Consider the following 19,619-nt stretch of genomic DNA (forward strand, 5'->3'; position numbering starts at 1 on the left):
CATCACAATCCCGCCGCCAGGCTTGCGGCGTCGGGCTTTGACCCGTGTGGTGTTATGCTAAATTTAGCATAAGTTAAAAATAACATATACTTCAGTGCAAAGGATCACTCTTTATCTAAAAAGCGGGCCGCACGGGGTCAAAGAAAACCGTATTAGTTAAGATCTGGCACTAACGAGGCAATGTTGGCGAGTAAAATCGGCAGGATATCCTGGTCTCGATGGTTGTAGCGAAACTCCAACTCCTTCAGATAGAGCGGAAATTTCCGGGCTGTGACGCCATGAAACCGGATCAGCCGCTCCCGGGCATACGGCCAGAACCCGGCCTGTCGGGGGTCGACCTCAGGAGCCCGGCCGGCCACCTCGACCAACCGGCGGTTGAGCAGCTCCGAGCCGCAGGCGACCAGGGCGTCATAGCGCAGATACCGATCGGAATAGACAATGGACCCCAGGCGCGACAGGGGCAGGGAGAAATTACGGTTGAAATGCAGTAGATCCTGCGGGGCAAGGGTTGGCAGATAATCGATAAACACCATGTCGCCGCGTTCCAGAATGCCAAAGACCGGAATGGCGGCCAGGGGCGCCTCGGGACCGTCGGGCCGCATGGCGCGCGCCGCCGAACCGAGTTCAGCGCCGAGCGGACTTTTCAGAATCTCCAAGCCGTCCAGGCTGGCGGCCAGGATGGACAGGCGAACCACCGTGGCGGCCTTGTAGGCGGTGTTGTAGGCCATCCCCAGGGCGGCGGCCATGGCGTGGGCGGTTTCGTCAGCGGCAAAAAGAACCAGCAGGCGCAGCCACTGGCGCGGCGTGAGGCCAGCCAGGCCGGCGAACCGGCCGGACAGGGCATGAAAAGTGTAGCGACACGAGGCACAACGCACCCGCCCCTCGGCCAGGACATAGGCCTTGCCCGTCCCGCATCGCGGACACACGGGACGCCCTGCGGGCCAGCAATGGCGTTCCAGGAACTTCCGAGCGCTCTCCTCGGTCCGGACATGCCGGGTCAGATCAAGAGCCATGCAGCCTGCAGCCTAGCCGCCAATAGCCGACATGTCCCTGGCCTTGGACGTGCCTCCGGGGTTTAAGACCTCGTAGCCAAGCGGTTTGGTCCGCAGAGCCATGGCAATGATCTGGCGGACCTTGGGCAGGCCCAGGACGGGATTGCGCAGGATGGGTCGCAGCCGGTACTCGCGCTCGGAAAAAAGGCAGGTGCGAAGCTTGCCGTCGGCCGTGATGCGCAGGCGATTGCAGTTGTCGCAGAAGTGTTCGCTTAAAGGCGAGATGACGCCGAACCGGCCAGCCCCGTCCACAATGCGGTGCATCTTCGCCGGACCGCCGGCGGCCCGGTCATGGTCGTCAGGCACGAGTTCGGCCGTGCGGGCGGCCATGGACAGCACGTCCCGGGCCGAGATGTAGTTTTCCGAGCGCCACAGATTCCCATCGCCGACCGGCATGAATTCGATAAAGCGCACGTCGATGGGTGCGGCCTTGGCCATGGCGACAAAATCCGGAATTTCCACGGTGTTGATGCCTCGAAGGGCCACGGCGTTGAGTTTCACCCGCAGTCCGGCGGCCAGGCATTCATCCAAGGCCCGGCGCACGGCATCCAGGCGGTCATGCCCGGTGATGCGTTCAAATTTCTCCCGATCCAGCGTGTCCAGGGAGATATTGACGGCGCGCACGCCAAGCTCGGCCAGGGTGGCCGGATGGCCGGCCAACAGGGTGGCGTTGGTAGTGATGCGCAGGTCCACATCGGGAAAGCGGGTGCGGATCGAGGCCACAAAGGTCATGAAATCGCGCCGGGCAAACGGTTCCCCGCCGGTCAGCCGGACCTTGGTGATGCCCATGTCCCGGGCCAGGGACACAAGGTCGAGCAGTTCCTCGTAGCGCAGGATTTTGTCGTGGGGAATGAAGGTGATGCTGCCCTTGGGGCGGCAGTACATGCAGGCGAGGTTGCAGCGATCGGTGACGGACAGGCGCAGGTAGCTTACCTCACGGCCTCGCCCATCGCGCAGTACGGCGGCATTGCCGGTCATATCCCCTCCTCCATGCCTCGGGCCCGGATCAGGTCCGGCGGCGAATTGACGTTGAAAAAGGCCCGGGCTGCGGCAGAGTCCTCCCGGCTGTAATCGACATGGCAGCGCAGTTCTTCAGGGAAAATCGCCGAAAGTCGGCGCTGACCCGCCAGCAGACAGCGTCGCAACACCTCGGCCCCGGCCGGATCGTAGATGGCCACCAGGGATTCCACAAACCCTGTCTCGATGATGCGGTAGGTGGTCATGATCGCCGTATTGGGGCGTTCTCTCCAGGCGGCAATCAACCGTACCAGGGTGGCTTCATCCAAAAAGGGGAGATCGCACGACACAACCAGACACGGCCGGCCCGTGGCGGCAAGGACGGAAAGCACCCCACCGGCCGGCCCAAGCTCAGGGGTTTCGTCAGCCACCCAGGGGACGGCCAGTTCAAAGGGCGACGGGTCGCGCCCGGACACCAGCACCTCGCCGGTGACGGCGGCCACGGTATTGGCCACCCGCCGAAACAGCGGCTGGCCAAAAAACGTCAGCCAGGCTTTGTCCCGGCCCATGCGACTGCTTTTGCCGCCAGCCAGGATAACGCCAAGAGGCATCGGCCCGGTCGGGGTCACATGCCGACCCTGCCGCTTGGATCGGTAAAGACCGTGAAGCGTTCCTCGGCGTCCCGGGCGAACCCGACCAGGGTGATGCCGGCCTCCTGGGCCGCAGTCAACGCCGCTCCGGTCACGGCCGAGCGGCTCACCACCATACGGATGCCGGCCCGCAGCGCCTTGTGCATCATGCTGGCCGTCACCCGGCAGGACAGGAACAGGACCAACTCCGGCAGGCAAAGCCCCAGGCGCAGGCCGTAGCCGGCCAGCCGGTCCAGGCAGTTGTGGCGGCCGATATCTTCGGCCCGCACGACAAATTCGCCGATCCCGGTGTCGTAAAGCGCTGCCCGGTGAAAGCAGCCGGTATCGTTCCAAAGCCCGGGCTCGGCGATAAACCGGCGCATCAGGCCAAGCAGTTCGGCTGCCGGCAGCCCTCGGGGCAGGGCCGTATCCGGGGCCGGGCGCGTGTCGGGCCGGACGTCCAAATCAAAAAAAAGACCCTCGGCCGCTGTCATGACCGGAAGCTGTCCCGCCGGGAGCATATCCAGGGCAGCATGGCCAAGGACCAGTACTTCCGGGTCAAGCGGCGCGGCATAAAGCGTTTTTTTCCCAACGCCGGCGACCGTCAGGGTGACCCGGATCTCCGTGGCCACGTCGTCGGTGATGTCGGAAAACCTGCCGTTGCGGTAGCGACGACAGGGCACGGATCGGGTCAGGGGCGCATCAAGCATTAAAACCCCCAGGCGGACAATACCGGCCGGTTATACCCCTGTCCCCGGGCCGCCATGTCCAGGGTCAGGGATTCCAGGTCGTCCAGGACCGGGACGCTGGCCCGGTCAAATTCCCGAAAATCCGTGGTTTTGATATAGCACTTGCAGGTCAGGCAGACATGCACGAAATACCCCGGCTCTTCCGCCGCAGAAAATACTTCGAGTTTTTTGGCGTCTTCCTCGCCGCAATACGGGCACATGAGGCGTCTGGCCCGGTATTCGAGCTGGCAAAAGGAGCAGGTCAGATGCCTGGCCCCTTCCTTGCCCACAAGCCGGGCCATGAGCGGCGGGCTGGCGCAGGTCGGGCATTGGCCGAACTCCCAGGAGCGGTCGACGGGGAAATGGGCGTGGACCGCCTCGCTCACGGCCGCCAGCCGGGGGGCCAGAGCTGCCTGGACGAGAAAATTGAGCAGCCGCGGCGCACTGGGCGTGCGTTCGCCAAAGGCCGCAAAGAAGCTGTCGTCCCCGGCCAGATGTTGGCGTACGGCCTTGGCCAGATCAAGTTCGCCGGACTGTCTGGCTGCGGCAATACCATCCATGGCTTGAACCAGATGGGCTTCATTGTCCCGGACAAAACCGGACAACTCGTCAAAAAGGGCCTCCATCCGGACCATGTCCACAGGGAAAGCATCACGGGCCAACATGGGCGCCCCGCGCAGGACCCGCTCAATGTCTTCAAGCATCCCGGGAACAATCTCCACGGACTCCGAGGCCCTGGCTGCAAGCTGCGCCTTGGCCGTGGCTGCAACCAAAGCCAGCATGGAAGCCGGCAGGACCGTTTTCTTCGACAGGGCTTCGAGTTTTTTAGTCAATAATTTAGATTCGTTGTCTGCATCGAAGGGCATGATGACTCCTTAAAAACGGTCCCGGTTGCCAGAGACGCCCGGGCCTTGATGACATTATGGTGACGCAAACCGGGAATGGCAAGGAAACAGATGCCCCCACCAACCGGCACGAGGCGTTCCGCCGAGCCTGGGGCTACTGGGCCACTGGCAACCGGACCAACGGCGCCGGTGTTTGTGTGGGCAATTGGTCAATACAGACCGGCGCTGTCAAGGGCGTCGCCGTATTTCCGGAGCGGTTTCCGACCTCCCGGAGGCGTTTTCCCCACTTGCCGGGACAGGAGAGGCAAGCGGTTTCGCAGGCCTTGACGCCGCGCCGCGCTGACGCAGCCAAGAAACCATATGACGACCGACGTCTGTTCCAGGCCAAACAGTGGGGAGCAGGGTTGACGTCGGCGGCTCTTGGCCGCAGTCTTGGGCCATGCGGCGATGCAAAGCGGCCTTGTCCCACAGCCCAGGCCGGCGCACAGTGGACTTTGACGCTCTAACACGGTGAGGCGAATTCCATGGGCTGGTTGACGGCATTATTGACGTCTTCGTCGGCGGTTTCGGCCGTCGCGGTACTGGGGCTTGTGGCCGCAACCGGACTGGCCCTGGGCCGCATTCCGGTTGCCGGCGTGCGCCTGGGCGTCGGCGGCGTGCTCTTTAGCGGACTGGCCGCCGGCCATTTCGGACTTGGGCTCGACCATCATGTCCTGGAATTTGTCCGGGAATTCGGGCTGATCCTTTTTGTCTACGCCATCGGGATGCAGGTCGGTCCGGGGTTTGTGGACTCGCTGCGCCGCCGGGGACTGCGGCTCAATGTCATGGCTGCGTTCATCGTCGTGTTGGGGGCCGGACTGGCTGCCGCTTTTCATCTGACCGGCCTGCTCCCCCTGCCGGTGGCCGTCGGCCTCTACAGCGGGGCCGTCACCAACACGCCCGCCCTGGCCGCCGCCTCCCAGGCCTTTGCCGAAGTGGCCCCAGCCCTGGCCGAGCACCATGTCGGACAGGCCGGACTAGGCTATGCCGTGGCCTATCCCTTCGGCATCTTCGGCATCATCTTAACCATGCTCGTGCTGCGTCGTCTCTTTCGCATCGACCCGGCCAAGGAGACGCAACAACTTGAAGCCCTGCTTCGCAGCCATGCCCCGCCGCTGACTGCCGCCACCATTGAAGTCGCCGCTCCGGCTGCGTTCGGGCTGGCCTTGTCCGGGCTGGCGGCGACGACGACCGACGGCGTGGTGGTGTCGCGGATTATGGACCACGGCACGGTGCGGGCGGCCGGGACAGACACAATCCTGACGCCGGGAATGCTGCTCCATGCTGTCGGCCGGGCGGATGCCGTCGAGGCCCTGTGCCGACAGGTCGGCCGCAGAAGCCAGGCCGATCTGCCGGCCCTGCCCGGCCCGCTGGAAGTGCGCCAGCTGATCGTCACCCGGTCGGCCGCTGTCGGACGCACCGTACCGGAACTGGGGCTGGACCAGGGACATGACGTGGCCGTCACCCGAATCATCCGCTCGGGCACGGAATTCTCCCCAGGCCCGGACGTGCCGCTGCACTGGGGCGACCGGTTGCGCTGCGTCGGCACGGCCGAAGCCCTGACCGGGGCCGAGGCCCAGGTCGGCAATTCGAGCCGGGACTTGGCCAAGCCCCACATTTTGCCCATCTTTATCGGCATCCTGCTCGGCACGGCCCTCGGCAGCATCCCCGTGCCGGTGCCGGGGCTGCCTACCAGCGTGCGCCTGGGCGTGGCCGGCGGTCCACTCCTGGTCTCCATCCTGCTGTCGCGGCTGCATCATTTCGGGGGGCTGGTCTGGTATCTGCCCCAAAGCGCCAATCTGCTGCTGCGGGAAATCGGCATCACCCTTTTTCTGTCCTGCGTGGGTCTGGCCGCCGGCAGCCGCTTCGTGGCCAGCATCGCCTCGGGTCAGGGGCTGGTCTGGTTCGCGGCCGGGGCCGTCATCACCTTCGTGCCCCTGCTCACCGCCGGCGTCATCGGCCGGGTTTTTCTGCGCTGCAACTACGCCTCGACTTGCGGGCTGCTGGCCGGTTCCATGACCGATCCCCCGGCCCTGGCCTTTGCCTCCCAGATGCTCGGCGGCGACGCCCCGGCCTCGGTCTATGCCACGGTCTATCCCCTGGCCATGATCCTGCGCATCGTCACCGGGCAACTCCTCGTGCTGACGCTTTTTTCCGGATAGCGAGGTAATCCCGTCCATGGACACGACCGGCTACGACTTCGCTGCGGCAGGAGGCGGCAGGGATGCCACAGGCTGACGACATCTGCCGGCGCTATGAGGGCATAGCCGACTGGTTTACAGCCACACGCTTTGCCGGCGACCCGCCTATGGAGTCGGCCTATCTGGCGGCAGTGACCAAGGCTCTGGCCCCCGGGGCAGCGGTTCTTGATCTGGGCTGCGGCGCCGGCGAACCGCTGGCCGGCTATTTCATCCGGGCCGGGCATCCGGTCGTCGGCATAGACGGTTCACCGGCCATGATCGCCCGGTGCCGGGAGCGGTTCCCGGCCATGACCTGGCTAGTCGGCGACATGCGCCGCCTGTCCCTTGGCCGGACCTTTGGCGCGGTCCTGGCCTGGGACAGTTTTTTTCACCTCGGCTACGACAACCAGCGGGCCATGTTTGCGGTCTTTGCCGCCCACACAAGCCCGGGCGGCCTGCTCCTTTTCACCAGCGGCCCCGACCACGGCGAAGCGACCGGGATCATGGACGGACTGGCCTTTGCCCACTACAGCCTGTCCGCCGCCGAATACGAGGAGCTTCTGACGCACCACGGCTTTGCCGTGCTGCAACATGTGGTCGAGGACCCGGATTGCGGCGGGCATACGGTCTGGCTGGCCAAGAAGGAAATTTCCGAAATTCTGCCGCACACCGGCATTTCGGCCTGACAGTCGAGGGCGTAAGGCACCCGGCCAGGGTCATCAGCAGGACCATTCGGACAGGGCGTCGACAATGGCGTCGGGATCAAGCAGGCGGATGCGCTGGCGCGACACGGCGATAAGGCCGCGCTGCTCAAAGGCGGCCAGGGTCTCGCTGACGGTCTGCTGGCAGGACCCGGTCATGGCGGCGATCTGGCCCTGGGTCAGGCGCACCGGGACATCGACCGGTCCGCCCCTGGCCTGGGCGATTTCGTCGTGGGACAGGCAAAGCAGCAGTTTGAGCAGCCGGGTGGGCACGCCGCAGGTCATCACATTTTCGAGTTGTTCACTCAAATAGCGGATACGGCTGCCCAGGACGCCGATGACCCGACGGGCGAGCAACGGTTCATCCAGCATAATCTCCAGGAAGCGGTCGCGGTCGATCTCCAGCAGCACACAGTCGGTCAGGGCCTGGGCCGAACACTTACGCCGCTCGCCCCCGACCACCTCGGCCAGACCGAACATTTCCCCGGGTGAGCGAATGAAAAACGTGGGTTCCTTGCCGTGCAGGGAGACCCGAAAAATCTTGATGGAGCCGCTGTCGAGGTAAAATGAACGGTCGCACCGATCATTTTCAAAAAAAACGATCTCGTTTTTTTTGATCCGCCGCTGCACGGCGAGCTGGCGAAAGGCCGCAAATTCCCGTTCCAGTCCGTCGAAAAAACCGCCCTTGAGGAGATGCCAGTCCATCTGGCCTGCTTGCTGTACCATCGGGCAGAGATAGTTGTTTGGCCGGCCAGGTCAAGGCCGGTCGCGCGGACGCGGGATTGCCGCGCCGCGCGACCGGATCAATCAGGCCGGGCTGTGTCGCGTCCTTGGCATCCGTTCAGGCGAACACGGCTGGCAGCGTCACGCAACAAACCTATTTTCATTTGCAAACTCGGATAGCTCTATGACGAACCGCCCTGCTCGTCGGCAACCTCCAGACGATTGCGATACTTGTAAGTGATCGTCTCGCCGTGGATGTCCGTGCATTTCCAGGTGATGTTGTTTTTTCCCATGATCGGCATCAACCGGGCTTTGTGATAGCCGAGCTGATAGGGAATGCGCGTTTCGATGGCGTTTCGCGGGCACATCTTGACGCAGGACATGCAGTCCCAGCAATCACGGGCGGCATGACAGTGGGATTTCCCGTCAGCCCCAACATAGAGGAGATCGCCCGGACAGGCCTCTTCGCAAAACGATTCCTCGCGTCCCTGGCAGCCGTTGCATTTTTTGTGGTCGATAATCGGCGGCATGTTGTCCTCCTTTACGGCTTGTACCGGTCGCCCGACACGATCTGCTCGTAGGGCCGGGTGAATGTTTCGATGGCTCCGGTGGCCATGTCCCGGCGGCTTTCCACATGGCAGTCGTAGGCCGGATCGATCTCGGGATAATCCGACCGTGTCTGCCAGCCCTGCCAGCGGGTCTCCTTGCGGAACTTGAGATGATGGCACAGCACTTCGGCCACATCGATCCGGTCGATGACCTCATGCACGCTCATCAGATCGTGCAGGTTCTCGGCCTTGAGATAGACCGTCTGGGACCGCAGCATGGCCAGGTGCTTGAGGGCGTAGTCCAGGCGCTCTTCGTTGGTGCGGTAAAACTGGCTGGTGCCGCCGGCGTATTCGTCCATGAGCCGTTGCAGGCGTTCTTCCATTTCGATGGCGCGCAGGCCGTCAAAGTCGACGTCGTGCAACAGCGGCCCGTAGACGCGCGCCTTTTCCGCCTCGATCTGGGCCATATCTGGTTCGGGCAACGCCAAACCCTGCATGTAGGCCATGGCGCCGCGAAGGGCCAACTTGCCCTCGGCCGCACAGCCGCCGACGAACTTGTTGGGATTGCCCCCGGCCGTCTCGCCGGCGGCAAAAAGGCCAGGGACGGTGGTCATGCGGTCAAGGCCCACCCAAAAGCCGGACTGGGTGTGGCCGCCGACGATGTAGGGGTCCGACCCGTAGATCTCAATCGGTTCCTTGACCGGGTCCTGGCCCCGGCTGGCCAAAAAGAGCACGAAGCTCGGACGTTCATTCAAGTAATCCGTCATCATCTGCTTGGCCAACTCCGGTTCCATGCCCCGGGTGTCGCAATAGGTGGGACCGCGGCCGGCCAACCATTCCTCCATGGGCGCGTTGGCCCGGATGTAGCGCGGGGCCTTGTCGCCGCCGAGGTGGGCGTAGCGGGTCTGCATGATGCGCTCGCCCTTGGCATTGATGATCGGGGCCTTGTAGCCGACTGAGATGGTGTCCACCGGACCGCAGAAGTCCTTGGTCCGGGTGGCGACCCAGCGCTGCTCCATGGAGGTCATTTCCGCACCCTGGCGGATGCCCACGGCATAGCCGGTACCCACGCAGTAAGGACACATCCAGATCTGATGATGGCTGTCGGTGGCGTCGGCGGTGTAGCTTTTATACAGGCCAGCCGCACCGCCGGTGGCGTTGATGGTGGCCTTGGCGTGAAATACGTAGAACTTGCCGTCGCGCACGCCAAAGCCCAACGCGCCAACGCAGCGCTCCCCGTCCATGAGTAACTGGGTGCAGGCCACCCGGTTGTAAACCACCGCACCGGCTTCGATGGCTTTTTCGGCCATAATCGGTTTAAGCTGCTCGCCGTGAATCGAGATGTCCCAGGCTCCGCGATAACGGATCTTGCCTTCGGCGTCGCGCAGGATGGGCAGGCCCCAACGCTCCAGATCGTCCACGGATTCGTTGAGTTCCCGGGCATTGGACAGGGCCAGATCCTCGCGGATGGGGCCGCCGCCGACTTGGGAGCGGCACCAACGGACCAGATCCTCCGGGGTTTTGCCGTCCGGGATGTAGGTGTTGATGGCGTCCATGCCGGCCGAGCAGGCTCCGGACCGCATGATGTGGGCCTTTTCCATGATGACCACTTTGAGGTTCGGATCGAGCTTGGCCGCTTCTACCGCCGAGAAGCAGCCGGCGTTGCCGCCGCCGATAATGAGCACGTCGCAGGTCACATGCACGGTTTCGACGGCGTCCAGGGTCAGGGGATTGTCTGCCATATGCGGCATGGGGTGTTCTCCTTCGCTTTTGGTCGCAAGGGTTGGTTGCAGGACGATATCAATAGGGCCAGGGCGCGGCCGGATTCCAGACCGGCAGCCCCATCAGGGCATACCAAGGGGCCATGACGCAGATGCCAAAGGCAATGGCCAGCAGGATGCACACCCAGCCCGAACGGGCGTAGTCGGCCGTGCTGAAGGTGCCGGTGCCGTAGGCGATGACGGCGGCCGTAATCTGGGTGGGCAGCAGATAAGCGAACGTGTCCACGTTGCAGATGAGCAGCGTGAAGGCCACGGGGTGAAGTCCCAATTTGGGACCCATGGCGAAGACAATGGGAGCCAACATGGCCACGGCCGCCACGTTGGAGAGCATCCCCACCCGCAGCACCTGGGTGCCGAGCATCATGACGAGCAGTGTTTGCCACCAGCCCATGCCCTGCACCAGCACATGGATATGCTCGGCCATCCAGCCGGCCAGACCGGACTTGGACATGGCGTCGGTCATGGTGATGGCTCCGCCAAGGAGCAGGAAGGTGCCCCAGATGGTGCGGTCCTGCACGGCCTTCCACTTGAAGGGGAAAAGCCCCGGAATAAAAAGGATCATGATGCCGACCAGCCCGACCACGCCAAGCTGGTACTGGTGCAGGCTCAGGGGACTGCCCTTGCCGGTCATGAAAAGGACGCCCACCAGACCAAAGACGGCCAGCATGGCTTTTTCCGGCCGGGTCATGGGACCAAGGGCGGCGTGTTGTTTGTGGATCTGTTCATGACCGCCGGCAATGACCACGCCTGCTGTCTTAAAATGGAAACGCACCCACCACTGGGTCAGGGCGAACATGAGGACATAGGGAACGTGGAGAATCATCCAGCTGAAATAGCCAAGGTTTTTAAAGCCGCTTTTCTCGAAAAGGCCGGTCATGATGAGGTTTGGCATGTGTCCGGTAAGGATGAAGATGCCCGAAATCATGCTGGCGTAGACCATGGACTGGATAACGATGGCCTTTTTGGCCTCGCGTTCCCGGGGCGTGTCGCCAAGGAGCTTGGTGATGCCCTGCACCACCGGCATGACCGTGGCCGCTCGGGCGTTGGCCGCCGGGATAAGAAAGGCCAGCACCACGTTGACCCAGAACATACCCCAGATGATGCGGCCCACACTCGACGCCTTGAGCTTGTCGAGAATGGCCAGGGCGATGCGCTTGTCCATGCCCAGGAGCTGGATCAGCGCGCCAGCGAAAAAGGCGAACAGGCACAGCCAGACCTCGTGGGTGGTGAAACCGGAAAACACCTGCCCCATGGGTGGATTGCCGTTGTTCCAGGGAAGAGCCCGGGTGAGGATCAGGAGCGTTGGAATGGAAATGCCGGTGATGCCGACCGGCATGGCCTCGGTGACCCACATGACGCAGGCCCAGGCCAGGATGGCCAGCACGGACAGGCCTTCGCTCTTAAGGCCCTCCGGCAGGGGCAACGCAAAGTTGATAATGAAAAACAGCGCCCAGGCAGCCACGTATCCGGTCCAGGCGATCCGTGGGTTTTGCCCGCACAGGGTCAGGTTTTCGGAGACGTAGGTTCCAAACCCTCCCCGGCATTCGTTGACGGTCGCAGCAGCCCCATTGGCCATACTTCCACCTCCTTTGGTCGCCGCAGCGCGGCATGGATGGGAAGTCGTAGCCCGGCAGGCCAAAGGACACTATCGCGGCGACGATAAAGACGTGGAGACCGCGAGGGATTTGTGAAAAATGTATCTCACCTAGGCTCCAGACAAGGGAACCACCCCGGCAGATCGGCATAAAGCGTCCCCCAGGCTCAGCCAAACCCCTCCACCGGCTATCCCTGGCTGCCACTGCCGCGTAGGGCAACAGCTTATAGAGCGATTCAAGCACCGCCTGTTTATCTGGCTGCCACTGCCGCGTGGGACAACAGGGTGACAAGCCTCGTTCACCCTGCTACCAGCCTGCCTTTACAAGTTGGCAGCCGCCTGTCAGGACGACTCGCCTGCCCAAGGAAATTTCATGCACATCTATGCCGATGCCGACGCCTTGCCCGGCCCCATCAAGGAAATCCTCTGCCGCGCCGCTGTTCGCCTGGGTCTCCGGTTGACGCTGGTGGCCAACAAGACCCTGCAGATCCCCGCTTCGCCGCTGATCGCCGCCATCCGGGTGGGCCAGGGGTTCGACGTGGTGGATGCGGCCATCGTGAAGCTCGTTTCGCCCGGCGATCTGGTCATCACAGCCGATATTCCCCTGGCCGCCCTGGTCATCGAAAAGGACGGCCATGCCCTCAACCCCCGGGGGGAACTCTATACCAAGGACAATATCCAGGGCCGTCTGGCCATGCGCAACCTGCTCTACGAACTGCGAAGCAGCGGCGTGACGACCGGCGGCCCTCCGCCATTTCACAACCGGGACAAAGAGGCCTTTGCCAACCAGCTCGACATCTTCCTGACCCGACACGCCAACCAGTAAGCTGCCGCGTCATCTGCTCCGACGTCCCACCGGCAACAGGACCCTTCCCGTGAATACAAAACTTCGCGGCTCCCTCGCCGCCCTGGCCGCCACCATGCTCTGGGCTGGCAATTTCGTCGTGGCCCGCGGGATTGCACATGATATCCCGCCCATTCAGTTAAATTTCTGGCGCTGGGCGCTGGCCTTCCTGTGCATCCTGCCCCTGGCCCTGCCGAAACTGCGGACCGATTTGCCGGTCATCCGCCGGCATTGGCGCTATCTGACGGCCATGGCCTTTGTCGGCGTCGCGGCGCTCAACGCCTGTGTCTACAAAGCCGGCCAGACCACGGAAAGTCTCAACATGGCGCTTTTGGTGCCGAGCGCTCCGGTCGTCATCATTATCCTGTCACGCATCGTGTACGGCGAACCCATCACCCCGCGACGCCTTGTGGGCGTGTTTGTCGTTCTCCTTGGCGTCGTGGAACTTGTTTCCCGTGGCGACTGGCAACACATTGCCTCCCTCAAGTTCATGGCCGGGGATTTGTGGGCTTTGGCCGGAGCAATCTGCTTTGGCGTCTATTCGCTCTTCATTCGAAAGCGTCCGGCCGCCATTTCCATTGAAGGATTCAACGCTGCGATGTTCGGTCTGGGCCTTGTGCTGTTGCTTCCGGCAGTGCTTTGTGAAGTCGCCGTCCTGCCAAAGCCGGTCTGGAACAGCCACGTTGTGCTCGGCGTCCTCTATGCAGGCATTGGCTGCTCCTTTGCCGCATACCTGCTCTGGACAAAGGCCATCGCCTCCATCGGCCCTGTTTTAGCCGGAATCGTCTACTATTCCCTGCCGCTTTTTACGGCTATCGAGTCCTTGCTGCTCCTTGGCGAGCGCATTTCCCTGTCCCACCTTATCGGCGGCGGCCTCATCGTGTTCGGGATCATGCTGGCAACCCTGGACCTGCGTTTCCTCTCCCTGCGCCCGCAGGGGAAAGACTGACCGCTGTTGCAGCTCTGACAAAAAAGACGGCCCCTTAAACAGGGGCCGTCTGCAGCAACGCTTTGTCTACCACCTTCTCGGCGGCGGGTAATATCCCGGAGGAGGATAATATCCCGGAGGCGGCGGGTAATAATACACCGGCGGCGGCGGGTAATACACCGGTGGCGGAGCAACATAGACCGGCGGCGCGGGTGCGTAGTACGGCGCCGCCAGCAGCCCGCCAACCACGCCTCCCAACACACCGGCTCCGAAGGCTACGCCGGCTCCCGGCCCCGGTCCCGGCCCTGGACCAGGGCGCGGTTGGGCCAATACGACACTTGCCGAAAGCATGAGTCCGCATACGCCCAGCACGACAAATTTCATTCGCATCATAGGTGTCCTCGTGCCTTGTCTGCCAACTTCAGGTTGTTTTCCTGGCATACCGCTACATATAACCATCTCTTCAAAAATAGCCAGCAGATACCGGGGAGGGACAAATGGGGAGTATTGTGGCCACCTCTCGGATTCTTCCGGACAGCTATCGGAAATTCCCACCGATGCGGTGGCCGGCTTTCCTGTTCGTGGCTCCGGGCAAACAGAGGTGGCAACGATCAGGCCGCGCACGGCAGCAGCTCCTGAAAATGGGCATCTGGCCGAACCGCAACTGAAGCCATTTTGGGAGCATCTGGGGGATAAAATGGAGGGGCAAACAAAGAGCACCCGCCCATGAGACGAGTGCCCGAAGAATAAAATATATGAAATCAGTCTGGTGCGAGAGGGGGGGCTCGAACCCCCATAGCCTAAGCCGCCAGATCCTAAGTCTGGTGCGTCTCCCAGTTCCGCCACTCTCGCACAGGTTCCCAACCGACGGGCGTTTGTGCTTACGCGAATTGCCCAACTTAGACAATATCCCAACAATCACACGAAGACTGCAAACCTGGTAAAAGGCAAGTCCGTTTGCAACCAATGTCCCGGACTAGGCTTGACCCCCCAGTCGCGCGTATGGAGCCAGATGATTGACTGGCCCGTCGCCATGGCCAAGATCCCAGGCTGTTTCCAGCGCCAATTGCAAATAGTCCCGAGCCGCTTCCACCGCTTCCGGCAAGGCCTTGCCCAGAGCCAAGTGGGCGGTAATGGCCGCAGACAACGTACAGCCCGTCCCGTGGGTGTTGTGCGTATCCACATAGGGTCGGACCAGTTCCCATCCCCGGCCATCGGCCAATACCAGACGATCCGCCACAAACCCGGCTTCGATAGCCTCGCCAGAGGCAAAATGCCCCCCCTTGAGCAACACCGCTTGCGCGCCCAGAGCCAGCAAGCGACGAATGACCGTGTCGGCGTCCTCACGGCTGACAATCGCCATGCCGGCCAGCAACTCGGCTTCGTGCCGGTTGGGCGTTATCAAATCCGCCAAGGGGAACATCCGGGTTTTGAGCGCGTCTACAGCCTCAGACTCTAGCAGGCGCGCCCCGGATTGGGCCACACACACCGGGTCGACCACCAGCGGGAAGTCCTTGTCCGCCAGTCCGTCGGCCACAGCGGCTATGATGGCCCCGGAAAAGAGCATCCCGGTCTTGGCGGCCCGGATAGGAAAATCGGTTCGAACGACACGTAGCTGTTCGGCCACAAATCCCGGAGTCGGGGCCTCAATGGCTGTCACGGCGCGCGTATTCTGGGCGGTCAGGGCGGTAATGACGGACAGGCCATAACAGCCCTGCATCATAAACGTTTTGAGATCGGCCTGGATGCCGGCTCCGCCGCCGCAATCAGATCCGGCAATGGTCAGGGCGCAGGGATATGCCATAGTTCCTCTCCGTAACGCCAGGGAGGTTGTCAGACTTACGAATCCAGTGCGTCCTCGCTCTCACGGATTTTGCTGAGCTTGAGTCCGCTCTTCGCCAGGATCAGGAGCCCGGCTACGGTCACCGGAATAAACTGCACCATATGGAGAACGAGTCCGGCAGCCAAGGCCTGCGCCCGGTCGACGCCGAAAAGGCCCAGCGAAAAGACCACTGCCGCTTCAAACACGCCAAGGGCTCCCGGCGACGAGGGCATGGCCATGCCAAATGACGAGATGACGAACACGGCCGCCGCATGGCCATAGGTCAGCGGCAGCCCGGCCACCCACAAAAGGACCAGGAAGGTGGAGCCAGCGTAGAGAATCCAGCACACGAGCGTATACAGGCCAAGGACCGCCATAAAGCCCGGCGTGACACCGTGGAGCACCTGCAATTTGAGTTCGGCCAGAAATTCGGCCAACCGCTCGGACGGTATTTTTTCAATGATGCGGCCGACGAAATCCGGATAGCGGCGCACCACCCACAAGCCGACCCATATGCCGCCGACAGCTGCGCCAAGGGGAACAAAGGCCATCTTGAGATCAAAATAAAACGCCACGACCATACCCATGGCCAGGATGGCGTTGAGATCGAAAAAGCGCTCCCAAAAGACCATGGAAATACTGCGCGACAGGGAAAATTTGCACTCCCGACGCAAGTAAAAGGCCTTGGCCAGTTCGCCGAGCTTGGCCGGCACGATGTTGTTGACGGCCATGGACATCAAAAAAGCCTTAAAGCAGGTCCAGGGGCCGGCTTTAAAACCCGAGAGGAAATCCAGGCGCAGGGCCATGACCCCATAGCCGAGAAAGGAAAAAACCGTGGTCCAAAACAGCGCCATGTGGTCGTAGCGCAAAAGCGTGTCCCACAAATCACCGAAATCAAGTCCCCAAAAGGCGTAGACCAGACAGGCCCCGACCAGAACCAGACGAACAAGCAGACTGGCGGCTTTTTTTACAAGCATCGCGGGCCGTTCCTCCATGTTTCCGGGATGGAACCCGGAAGTTGTCGATCAAACATTGAAAAGCTCACGCAGGCGGTAGTTGAGATGGGTGTAGCGCCGGTCGCCGCCGGCATTTTTAAGCCCGAGCATAAGCGCTCGCCGGCTGCCGACCAGCACGGCCAGACGTCTGGCCCGGGTCAGGGCGGTATAAATGAGGTTGCGGCGCAACATGACGTAATGCTGTGTCAAAATAGGGACCACCACCGCCGGGTATTCACTGCCCTGGGACTTGTGGATGCTTACGGCATAGGCCGGAGCCAGCTCATCGAGTTCAGAGCGGTCATAGGGGACACTGCGGCCGTCAAAGGACACAAGCAGCTCCCCTTCCTCGGGGTCCGCCTCGACAATGTGCCCCAGATCGCCGTTAAACACGTCCTTCTCGTAATTATTTTTGGTCTGCAGCACCCGGTCATGCAGACGAAAACGCAGATTGCCGCGCACGACTTCCGGTCCCGTGGGATTAAGCCGCGCCCGCAGGGCCTCGTTCAGGGATTGCGTACCGGCCTCGCCCTTGTGCATGGGCGAAAGCACCTGCACATCCCGCATCGGGTCGAGTCCGTAGACTTCGGGAATGCGCTCCCCGACCAGAGCGGTGATCAGGTCGCGCACAGCGGTTGGATCATCCTGCTCCACCCAGAAAAAATCCGCGTCAGGCGGTTTTTTTTCGGCCGCCAGGGGGAACTGGCCATTATTGACCCGGTGGGCATTGACCACGATCATGCTTTCCCGAGCCTGGCGGAAAATATGCGTCAGCCGGGCACTGCCGACGCTGGCGCTGTCCAGGATGTCTTCCAGGACATTGCCCGGACCGACAGAGGGCAGTTGGTCGGCATCGCCGACGAGGATGAGGCGCGACGTAAAGGGCAAGGCCCGCAGCATATGGCCGCAAAGCCGGGCGTCGAGCATGCTGACCTCATCAACCAGCAGCGCGTCGGTTTTAAGCTTGTTGTCCTCGCACAGGGCAAAGGAGCCGTCAGGCGCGGACTGCAGCAGACGGTGCAGGGTGGCGGCCGGTTGCCCGGTGGCTTCGGAGAGTCGTTTGGCCGCCCGGCCCGTTGGGGCGGCAAGTTTTACTTTTAACGACAGCTTGTCAAGAGCGGCCACCACCATGCGGGTGATGGTGGTCTTGCCGGTGCCGGGGCCGCCGGTGATGACAAAGACCTTGTTGGCGCAGGCATCGACCACGGCCTGGCGCTGCTCCGGGGAAAGCTGGATGCGGGCCTCGGATTCAAGCGCCGGCAGGAGCTTTTCAACCTTGCCCCGCAGTTCGGCCCCGGGATGGTTGGCCAGTTCCTGGATGCGCCGGGCGATCTCCACTTCCAGGGCGTAAAAATGGCGCAGATAGACGGCGGATTTGATGCCCTGGGCCGGCAGATCCTCGACCTTGACCCGCTTTAAGGTCTCAAGGCTGCCAAGCCCCTCTTCCAGGCGTTCCGGCGCCACGTCCCCGACCATGGCCGCGGTCTTTTCGAAAAGGATGTCCTTGGGGACAAACAGATGGCCCTGCTCGCCCATAGTAAAGAGCACATAGGCCAGGGCGGCCTGGATGCGCTCGGGGCTGTCCGGGGCAAAGCCCAGGCGAAGGGCCATGGCGTCGGCGGTCTTGAAGGCAATGCCCCGGATCTCGTAGGCCAGTTCGTAGGGGTTGGCCCGGATGCGGGCCTCGGCTGCGTTGCCGTAGAGACGCTGAATCTTGGCGGCGTGGGTGGTGGCGATTTCGTGGGTCTGCAAAAAGAGCATGAGCGACCGGATCTCGTTCTGGGCGTCCCAGGAGGCCTTGATTTCCTTGAGCTTCTTTTTCCCGACACCTTCCACTGCCAGCAGTTTTTCCGGTTCGCTGTCGAGAATCTCCAGCACCTGCTCGCCAAAGGCGTCCACCAGACGTGTGGCCAAAACCCCGCCAACACCCTTGATCTGGCCCGAGGCCAGATAGCGGCGGATGCCGTTGATCGTGGCCGGCATTACCCGCTCGGCCGTTTCGACCTGAAACTGACGACCGTACTTGGGATGGGTGGACCAGGAGCCGGAGACCCGCAACACCTCGCCCGGGGTGACCCGCTGCACCGGCCCGACCACGGAAAAAGCGCCCGGTTCGTCCTTGGAGCTGACACGGGCGATGAGGAAGCCGTTTTCCTCGTTAAAAAAGGTGACGGTCTGGACCTCCACCGTAAGTTCGATTGCCATGGCGTGCCGCTTCGTCCCGTAGGCTTAGAGGTCCTGGCGGTAGCGCAGGGACTGGGACAGGGTTTCCTTGTCCACGTATTTGACTTCGGCCCCCAGGGGGATTCCCTGGGCCAGTCGGGTGAGGCGGACAGCGGGATACTCGCGGCCCAGAAGATTTTTGATGTGCGAGGCCGTGGATTCGGCAGCCAGAGTCGCCCCAAGGGCCAGAATGCACTCCGTGATCTCGCCCTCGGCCAGCCGGGCGCGCAGAACGTCCAGGCGCAGCTGCCCGGCGGAAATCCCTTCCAGGGGATCGAGCAGGCCGCCAAGAACCAGATAGCGGCCGGCGAAAAGCCCGGTCTCCTCGATCTGCATGATGGAGTCCCACTGGGCCACCAGACACAGCTGGTCATGGTTGCGGCTGGGATCTGCGCACACCGGGCACACCGGCGTCTCGGACAGGCCGGCGCAGTGACGGCACAGACACAGCCGCTCACGCAGGCGCAAAATGCCGTCGCCCAGGGAATCGGCCCGGGCGCGCGGCCATTCGAGCAGCGTCATGGCCACCTTGAGGGCGGATTTCGGGCCAAGACCCGGAAGCCGGGAGAGTTGCTCCACCAGTTCCACCAGAGGGACGGGCAGGGTCGTTTGCGATGCCATGGGCGGGTGTCCGTTTACGTATGAAAACTGTGCGGCCGGGCCGGCCGGCAGGGGATCCTGCCGGTCGACGCCAACGGATGGGGCGGAAGGTTAGAACAGGCCGGGCACCTTGATGCCGCCGGTGATCTGGCCCATTTCGGCCTCCATCATGGCCTTGGCCTTCTTGATCCCGTCATTGACGGCGGCCAGGATCAGATCCTGCAACATCTCCACATCATTCGGGTCCACGGCCGTCTTGTCGATGGTCAGGGCCTTTAATTCATTGGCCCCGGTCACCACGGCCGTGACCATGCCGCCGCCGGCCGAGCCTTCGACGGTGCGCTCCTGGAGGTCTTCCTGGAGCTTGGCCATTTTTTTCTGCATAACCTGGGCCTGACGCACCAGTTCACTCATCCCTTTCATGCTGCTT

General features: G+C 62.5%; 18 protein-coding genes and 1 tRNA gene. 4 read left to right on the top strand and 15 right to left on the bottom strand.

What is annotated here, in order from left to right; translation table 11 throughout:
- Positions 1-152: 152 nt before the first annotated feature.
- Genes NY78_RS01045 through NY78_RS01065 form a run of 5 tightly spaced genes read right to left on the bottom strand, consistent with a single transcriptional unit; the run spans position 153 to position 4,232 of the window.
- Positions 153-1,013, bottom strand: a complete 861-nt coding sequence (locus NY78_RS01045; RefSeq protein WP_043630609.1) for a transposase — start codon at positions 1,011-1,013, stop codon at positions 153-155.
- Between the two features lie 12 nt (positions 1,014-1,025).
- Positions 1,026-2,030: a GTP 3',8-cyclase MoaA gene (moaA, locus tag NY78_RS01050; protein ID WP_043630611.1), complete on the bottom strand. Its 1,005-nt coding sequence runs from the start codon at positions 2,028-2,030 to the stop codon at positions 1,026-1,028.
- A complete protein-coding gene (mobA, locus tag NY78_RS01055; RefSeq protein ID WP_442855188.1) occupies positions 2,027-2,638 on the bottom strand; it encodes a molybdenum cofactor guanylyltransferase in 612 nt (203 codons plus the stop codon). The genes moaA and mobA overlap by 4 nt, the downstream gene beginning before the upstream one ends.
- Positions 2,635-3,348 carry a formate dehydrogenase accessory sulfurtransferase FdhD gene (locus NY78_RS01060; protein ID WP_043630612.1) on the bottom strand — a complete coding sequence of 238 codons (714 nt, stop codon included), beginning with the start codon at positions 3,346-3,348 and terminating at the stop codon, positions 2,635-2,637. The genes mobA and NY78_RS01060 overlap by 4 nt, the downstream gene beginning before the upstream one ends.
- The gene (locus tag NY78_RS01065; protein ID WP_043630614.1) at positions 3,348-4,232 is read right to left on the bottom strand and encodes a formate dehydrogenase accessory protein FdhE; all 885 of its coding nucleotides are present in this window, start codon (positions 4,230-4,232) and stop codon (positions 3,348-3,350) included. Before NY78_RS01065 ends, NY78_RS01060 begins: the two co-directional genes overlap by 1 nt.
- A 503-nt stretch (positions 4,233-4,735) precedes the next feature.
- Between NY78_RS01065 and NY78_RS01070 the strand changes: the two genes are divergently transcribed.
- Positions 4,736-6,412, top strand: coding sequence for a putative transporter (locus NY78_RS01070; RefSeq protein ID WP_043630615.1), 1,677 nt, complete (start codon positions 4,736-4,738; stop codon positions 6,410-6,412).
- Positions 6,413-6,474: 62 nt separating this feature from the next.
- Positions 6,475-7,116, top strand: coding sequence for a class I SAM-dependent methyltransferase (locus NY78_RS01075; RefSeq protein ID WP_047959963.1), 642 nt, complete (start codon positions 6,475-6,477; stop codon positions 7,114-7,116).
- 33 nt (positions 7,117-7,149) lie between these two features.
- On the opposite strand, the gene NY78_RS01080 is transcribed toward NY78_RS01075, so the two are convergent.
- The 4 genes from NY78_RS01080 to NY78_RS01095 form a co-directional block, all read right to left on the bottom strand.
- Positions 7,150-7,836, bottom strand: a complete 687-nt coding sequence (locus tag NY78_RS01080) for a Crp/Fnr family transcriptional regulator (RefSeq protein WP_043630617.1) — start codon at positions 7,834-7,836, stop codon at positions 7,150-7,152.
- A 200-nt stretch (positions 7,837-8,036) separates the two neighbouring features.
- A complete protein-coding gene (locus tag NY78_RS01085; RefSeq protein WP_043630618.1) occupies positions 8,037-8,384 on the bottom strand; it encodes a 4Fe-4S binding protein in 348 nt (115 codons plus the stop codon).
- A gap of 11 nt (positions 8,385-8,395) precedes the next feature.
- Complete coding sequence (locus tag NY78_RS01090) at positions 8,396-10,153, bottom strand: adenylyl-sulfate reductase subunit alpha (RefSeq protein WP_043630620.1); 1,758 nt, start codon at positions 10,151-10,153, stop codon at positions 8,396-8,398.
- A 49-nt stretch (positions 10,154-10,202) separates the two neighbouring features.
- Positions 10,203-11,759: an SLC13 family permease gene (locus NY78_RS01095; protein ID WP_043630621.1), complete on the bottom strand. Its 1,557-nt coding sequence runs from the start codon at positions 11,757-11,759 to the stop codon at positions 10,203-10,205.
- A gap of 391 nt (positions 11,760-12,150) precedes the next feature.
- Here NY78_RS01095 and NY78_RS01100 point away from each other — a divergent pair, with 391 nt between their 5' ends.
- Both NY78_RS01100 and NY78_RS01105 read left to right on the top strand, forming a co-directional pair.
- On the top strand, positions 12,151-12,603 hold the full coding sequence (locus tag NY78_RS01100) for a YaiI/YqxD family protein (protein WP_043630623.1): 453 nt from the start codon (positions 12,151-12,153) through the stop codon (positions 12,601-12,603).
- Positions 12,604-12,652: 49 nt separating this feature from the next.
- Positions 12,653-13,570 (top strand): DMT family transporter, encoded by a 918-nt coding sequence (locus tag NY78_RS01105; RefSeq protein WP_043630625.1) that lies wholly within the window; start codon positions 12,653-12,655, stop codon positions 13,568-13,570.
- Between the two features lie 746 nt (positions 13,571-14,316).
- On the opposite strand, the gene NY78_RS01110 is transcribed toward NY78_RS01105, so the two are convergent.
- The 6 genes from NY78_RS01110 to NY78_RS01135 all read right to left on the bottom strand — a co-directional run bounded on the left by NY78_RS01110 (position 14,317) and on the right by NY78_RS01135 (position 19,612).
- Positions 14,317-14,401 (bottom strand) — tRNA-Leu (locus NY78_RS01110).
- A 124-nt stretch (positions 14,402-14,525) separates the two neighbouring features.
- On the bottom strand, positions 14,526-15,353 hold the full coding sequence (gene thiD, locus NY78_RS01115; RefSeq protein ID WP_043630626.1) for a bifunctional hydroxymethylpyrimidine kinase/phosphomethylpyrimidine kinase: 828 nt from the start codon (positions 15,351-15,353) through the stop codon (positions 14,526-14,528).
- 35 nt (positions 15,354-15,388) lie between these two features.
- Entirely contained in the window at positions 15,389-16,348 is a 960-nt protein-coding gene (locus tag NY78_RS01120) for a lysylphosphatidylglycerol synthase transmembrane domain-containing protein (RefSeq protein WP_043630628.1), read from the bottom strand.
- A 48-nt stretch (positions 16,349-16,396) separates the two neighbouring features.
- Positions 16,397-18,571 carry an SF1B family DNA helicase RecD2 gene (recD2, locus tag NY78_RS01125; protein WP_043630630.1) on the bottom strand — a complete coding sequence of 725 codons (2,175 nt, stop codon included), beginning with the start codon at positions 18,569-18,571 and terminating at the stop codon, positions 16,397-16,399.
- 24 nt (positions 18,572-18,595) lie between these two features.
- Positions 18,596-19,210 carry a recombination mediator RecR gene (recR, locus tag NY78_RS01130; RefSeq protein WP_043630631.1) on the bottom strand — a complete coding sequence of 205 codons (615 nt, stop codon included), beginning with the start codon at positions 19,208-19,210 and terminating at the stop codon, positions 18,596-18,598.
- 90 nt (positions 19,211-19,300) lie between these two features.
- A complete protein-coding gene (locus tag NY78_RS01135) occupies positions 19,301-19,612 on the bottom strand; it encodes a YbaB/EbfC family nucleoid-associated protein (protein ID WP_043630632.1) in 312 nt (103 codons plus the stop codon).
- Positions 19,613-19,619: the final 7 nt, after the last annotated feature.

The sequence above is a fragment of the Desulfovibrio sp. TomC genome, assembly GCF_000801335.2.
Lineage (GTDB): Bacteria > Desulfobacterota > Desulfovibrionia > Desulfovibrionales > Desulfovibrionaceae > Solidesulfovibrio.

Coding starts and splice junctions, on each gene's coding strand:
- NY78_RS01045 (WP_043630609.1), bottom strand. CDS start 1,013: ATGGCTCTTGATCTGACCCGGCATGTCCGGACCGAGGAGAGCGCTCGG.
- moaA (WP_043630611.1), bottom strand. CDS start 2,030: ATGACCGGCAATGCCGCCGTACTGCGCGATGGGCGAGGCCGTGAGGTA.
- NY78_RS01060 (WP_043630612.1), bottom strand. CDS start 3,348: ATGCTTGATGCGCCCCTGACCCGATCCGTGCCCTGTCGTCGCTACCGC.
- NY78_RS01065 (WP_043630614.1), bottom strand. CDS start 4,232: ATGCCCTTCGATGCAGACAACGAATCTAAATTATTGACTAAAAAACTC.
- NY78_RS01070 (WP_043630615.1), top strand. CDS start 4,736: ATGGGCTGGTTGACGGCATTATTGACGTCTTCGTCGGCGGTTTCGGCC.
- NY78_RS01075 (WP_047959963.1), top strand. CDS start 6,475: ATGCCACAGGCTGACGACATCTGCCGGCGCTATGAGGGCATAGCCGAC.
- NY78_RS01080 (WP_043630617.1), bottom strand. CDS start 7,836: ATGGACTGGCATCTCCTCAAGGGCGGTTTTTTCGACGGACTGGAACGG.
- NY78_RS01085 (WP_043630618.1), bottom strand. CDS start 8,384: ATGCCGCCGATTATCGACCACAAAAAATGCAACGGCTGCCAGGGACGC.
- NY78_RS01090 (WP_043630620.1), bottom strand. CDS start 10,153: ATGCCGCATATGGCAGACAATCCCCTGACCCTGGACGCCGTCGAAACC.
- NY78_RS01095 (WP_043630621.1), bottom strand. CDS start 11,759: ATGGCCAATGGGGCTGCTGCGACCGTCAACGAATGCCGGGGAGGGTTT.
- NY78_RS01100 (WP_043630623.1), top strand. CDS start 12,151: ATGCACATCTATGCCGATGCCGACGCCTTGCCCGGCCCCATCAAGGAA.
- thiD (WP_043630626.1), bottom strand. CDS start 15,353: ATGGCATATCCCTGCGCCCTGACCATTGCCGGATCTGATTGCGGCGGC.
- NY78_RS01120 (WP_043630628.1), bottom strand. CDS start 16,348: ATGCTTGTAAAAAAAGCCGCCAGTCTGCTTGTTCGTCTGGTTCTGGTC.
- recD2 (WP_043630630.1), bottom strand. CDS start 18,571: ATGGCAATCGAACTTACGGTGGAGGTCCAGACCGTCACCTTTTTTAAC.
- recR (WP_043630631.1), bottom strand. CDS start 19,210: ATGGCATCGCAAACGACCCTGCCCGTCCCTCTGGTGGAACTGGTGGAG.
- NY78_RS01135 (WP_043630632.1), bottom strand. CDS start 19,612: ATGAAAGGGATGAGTGAACTGGTGCGTCAGGCCCAGGTTATGCAGAAA.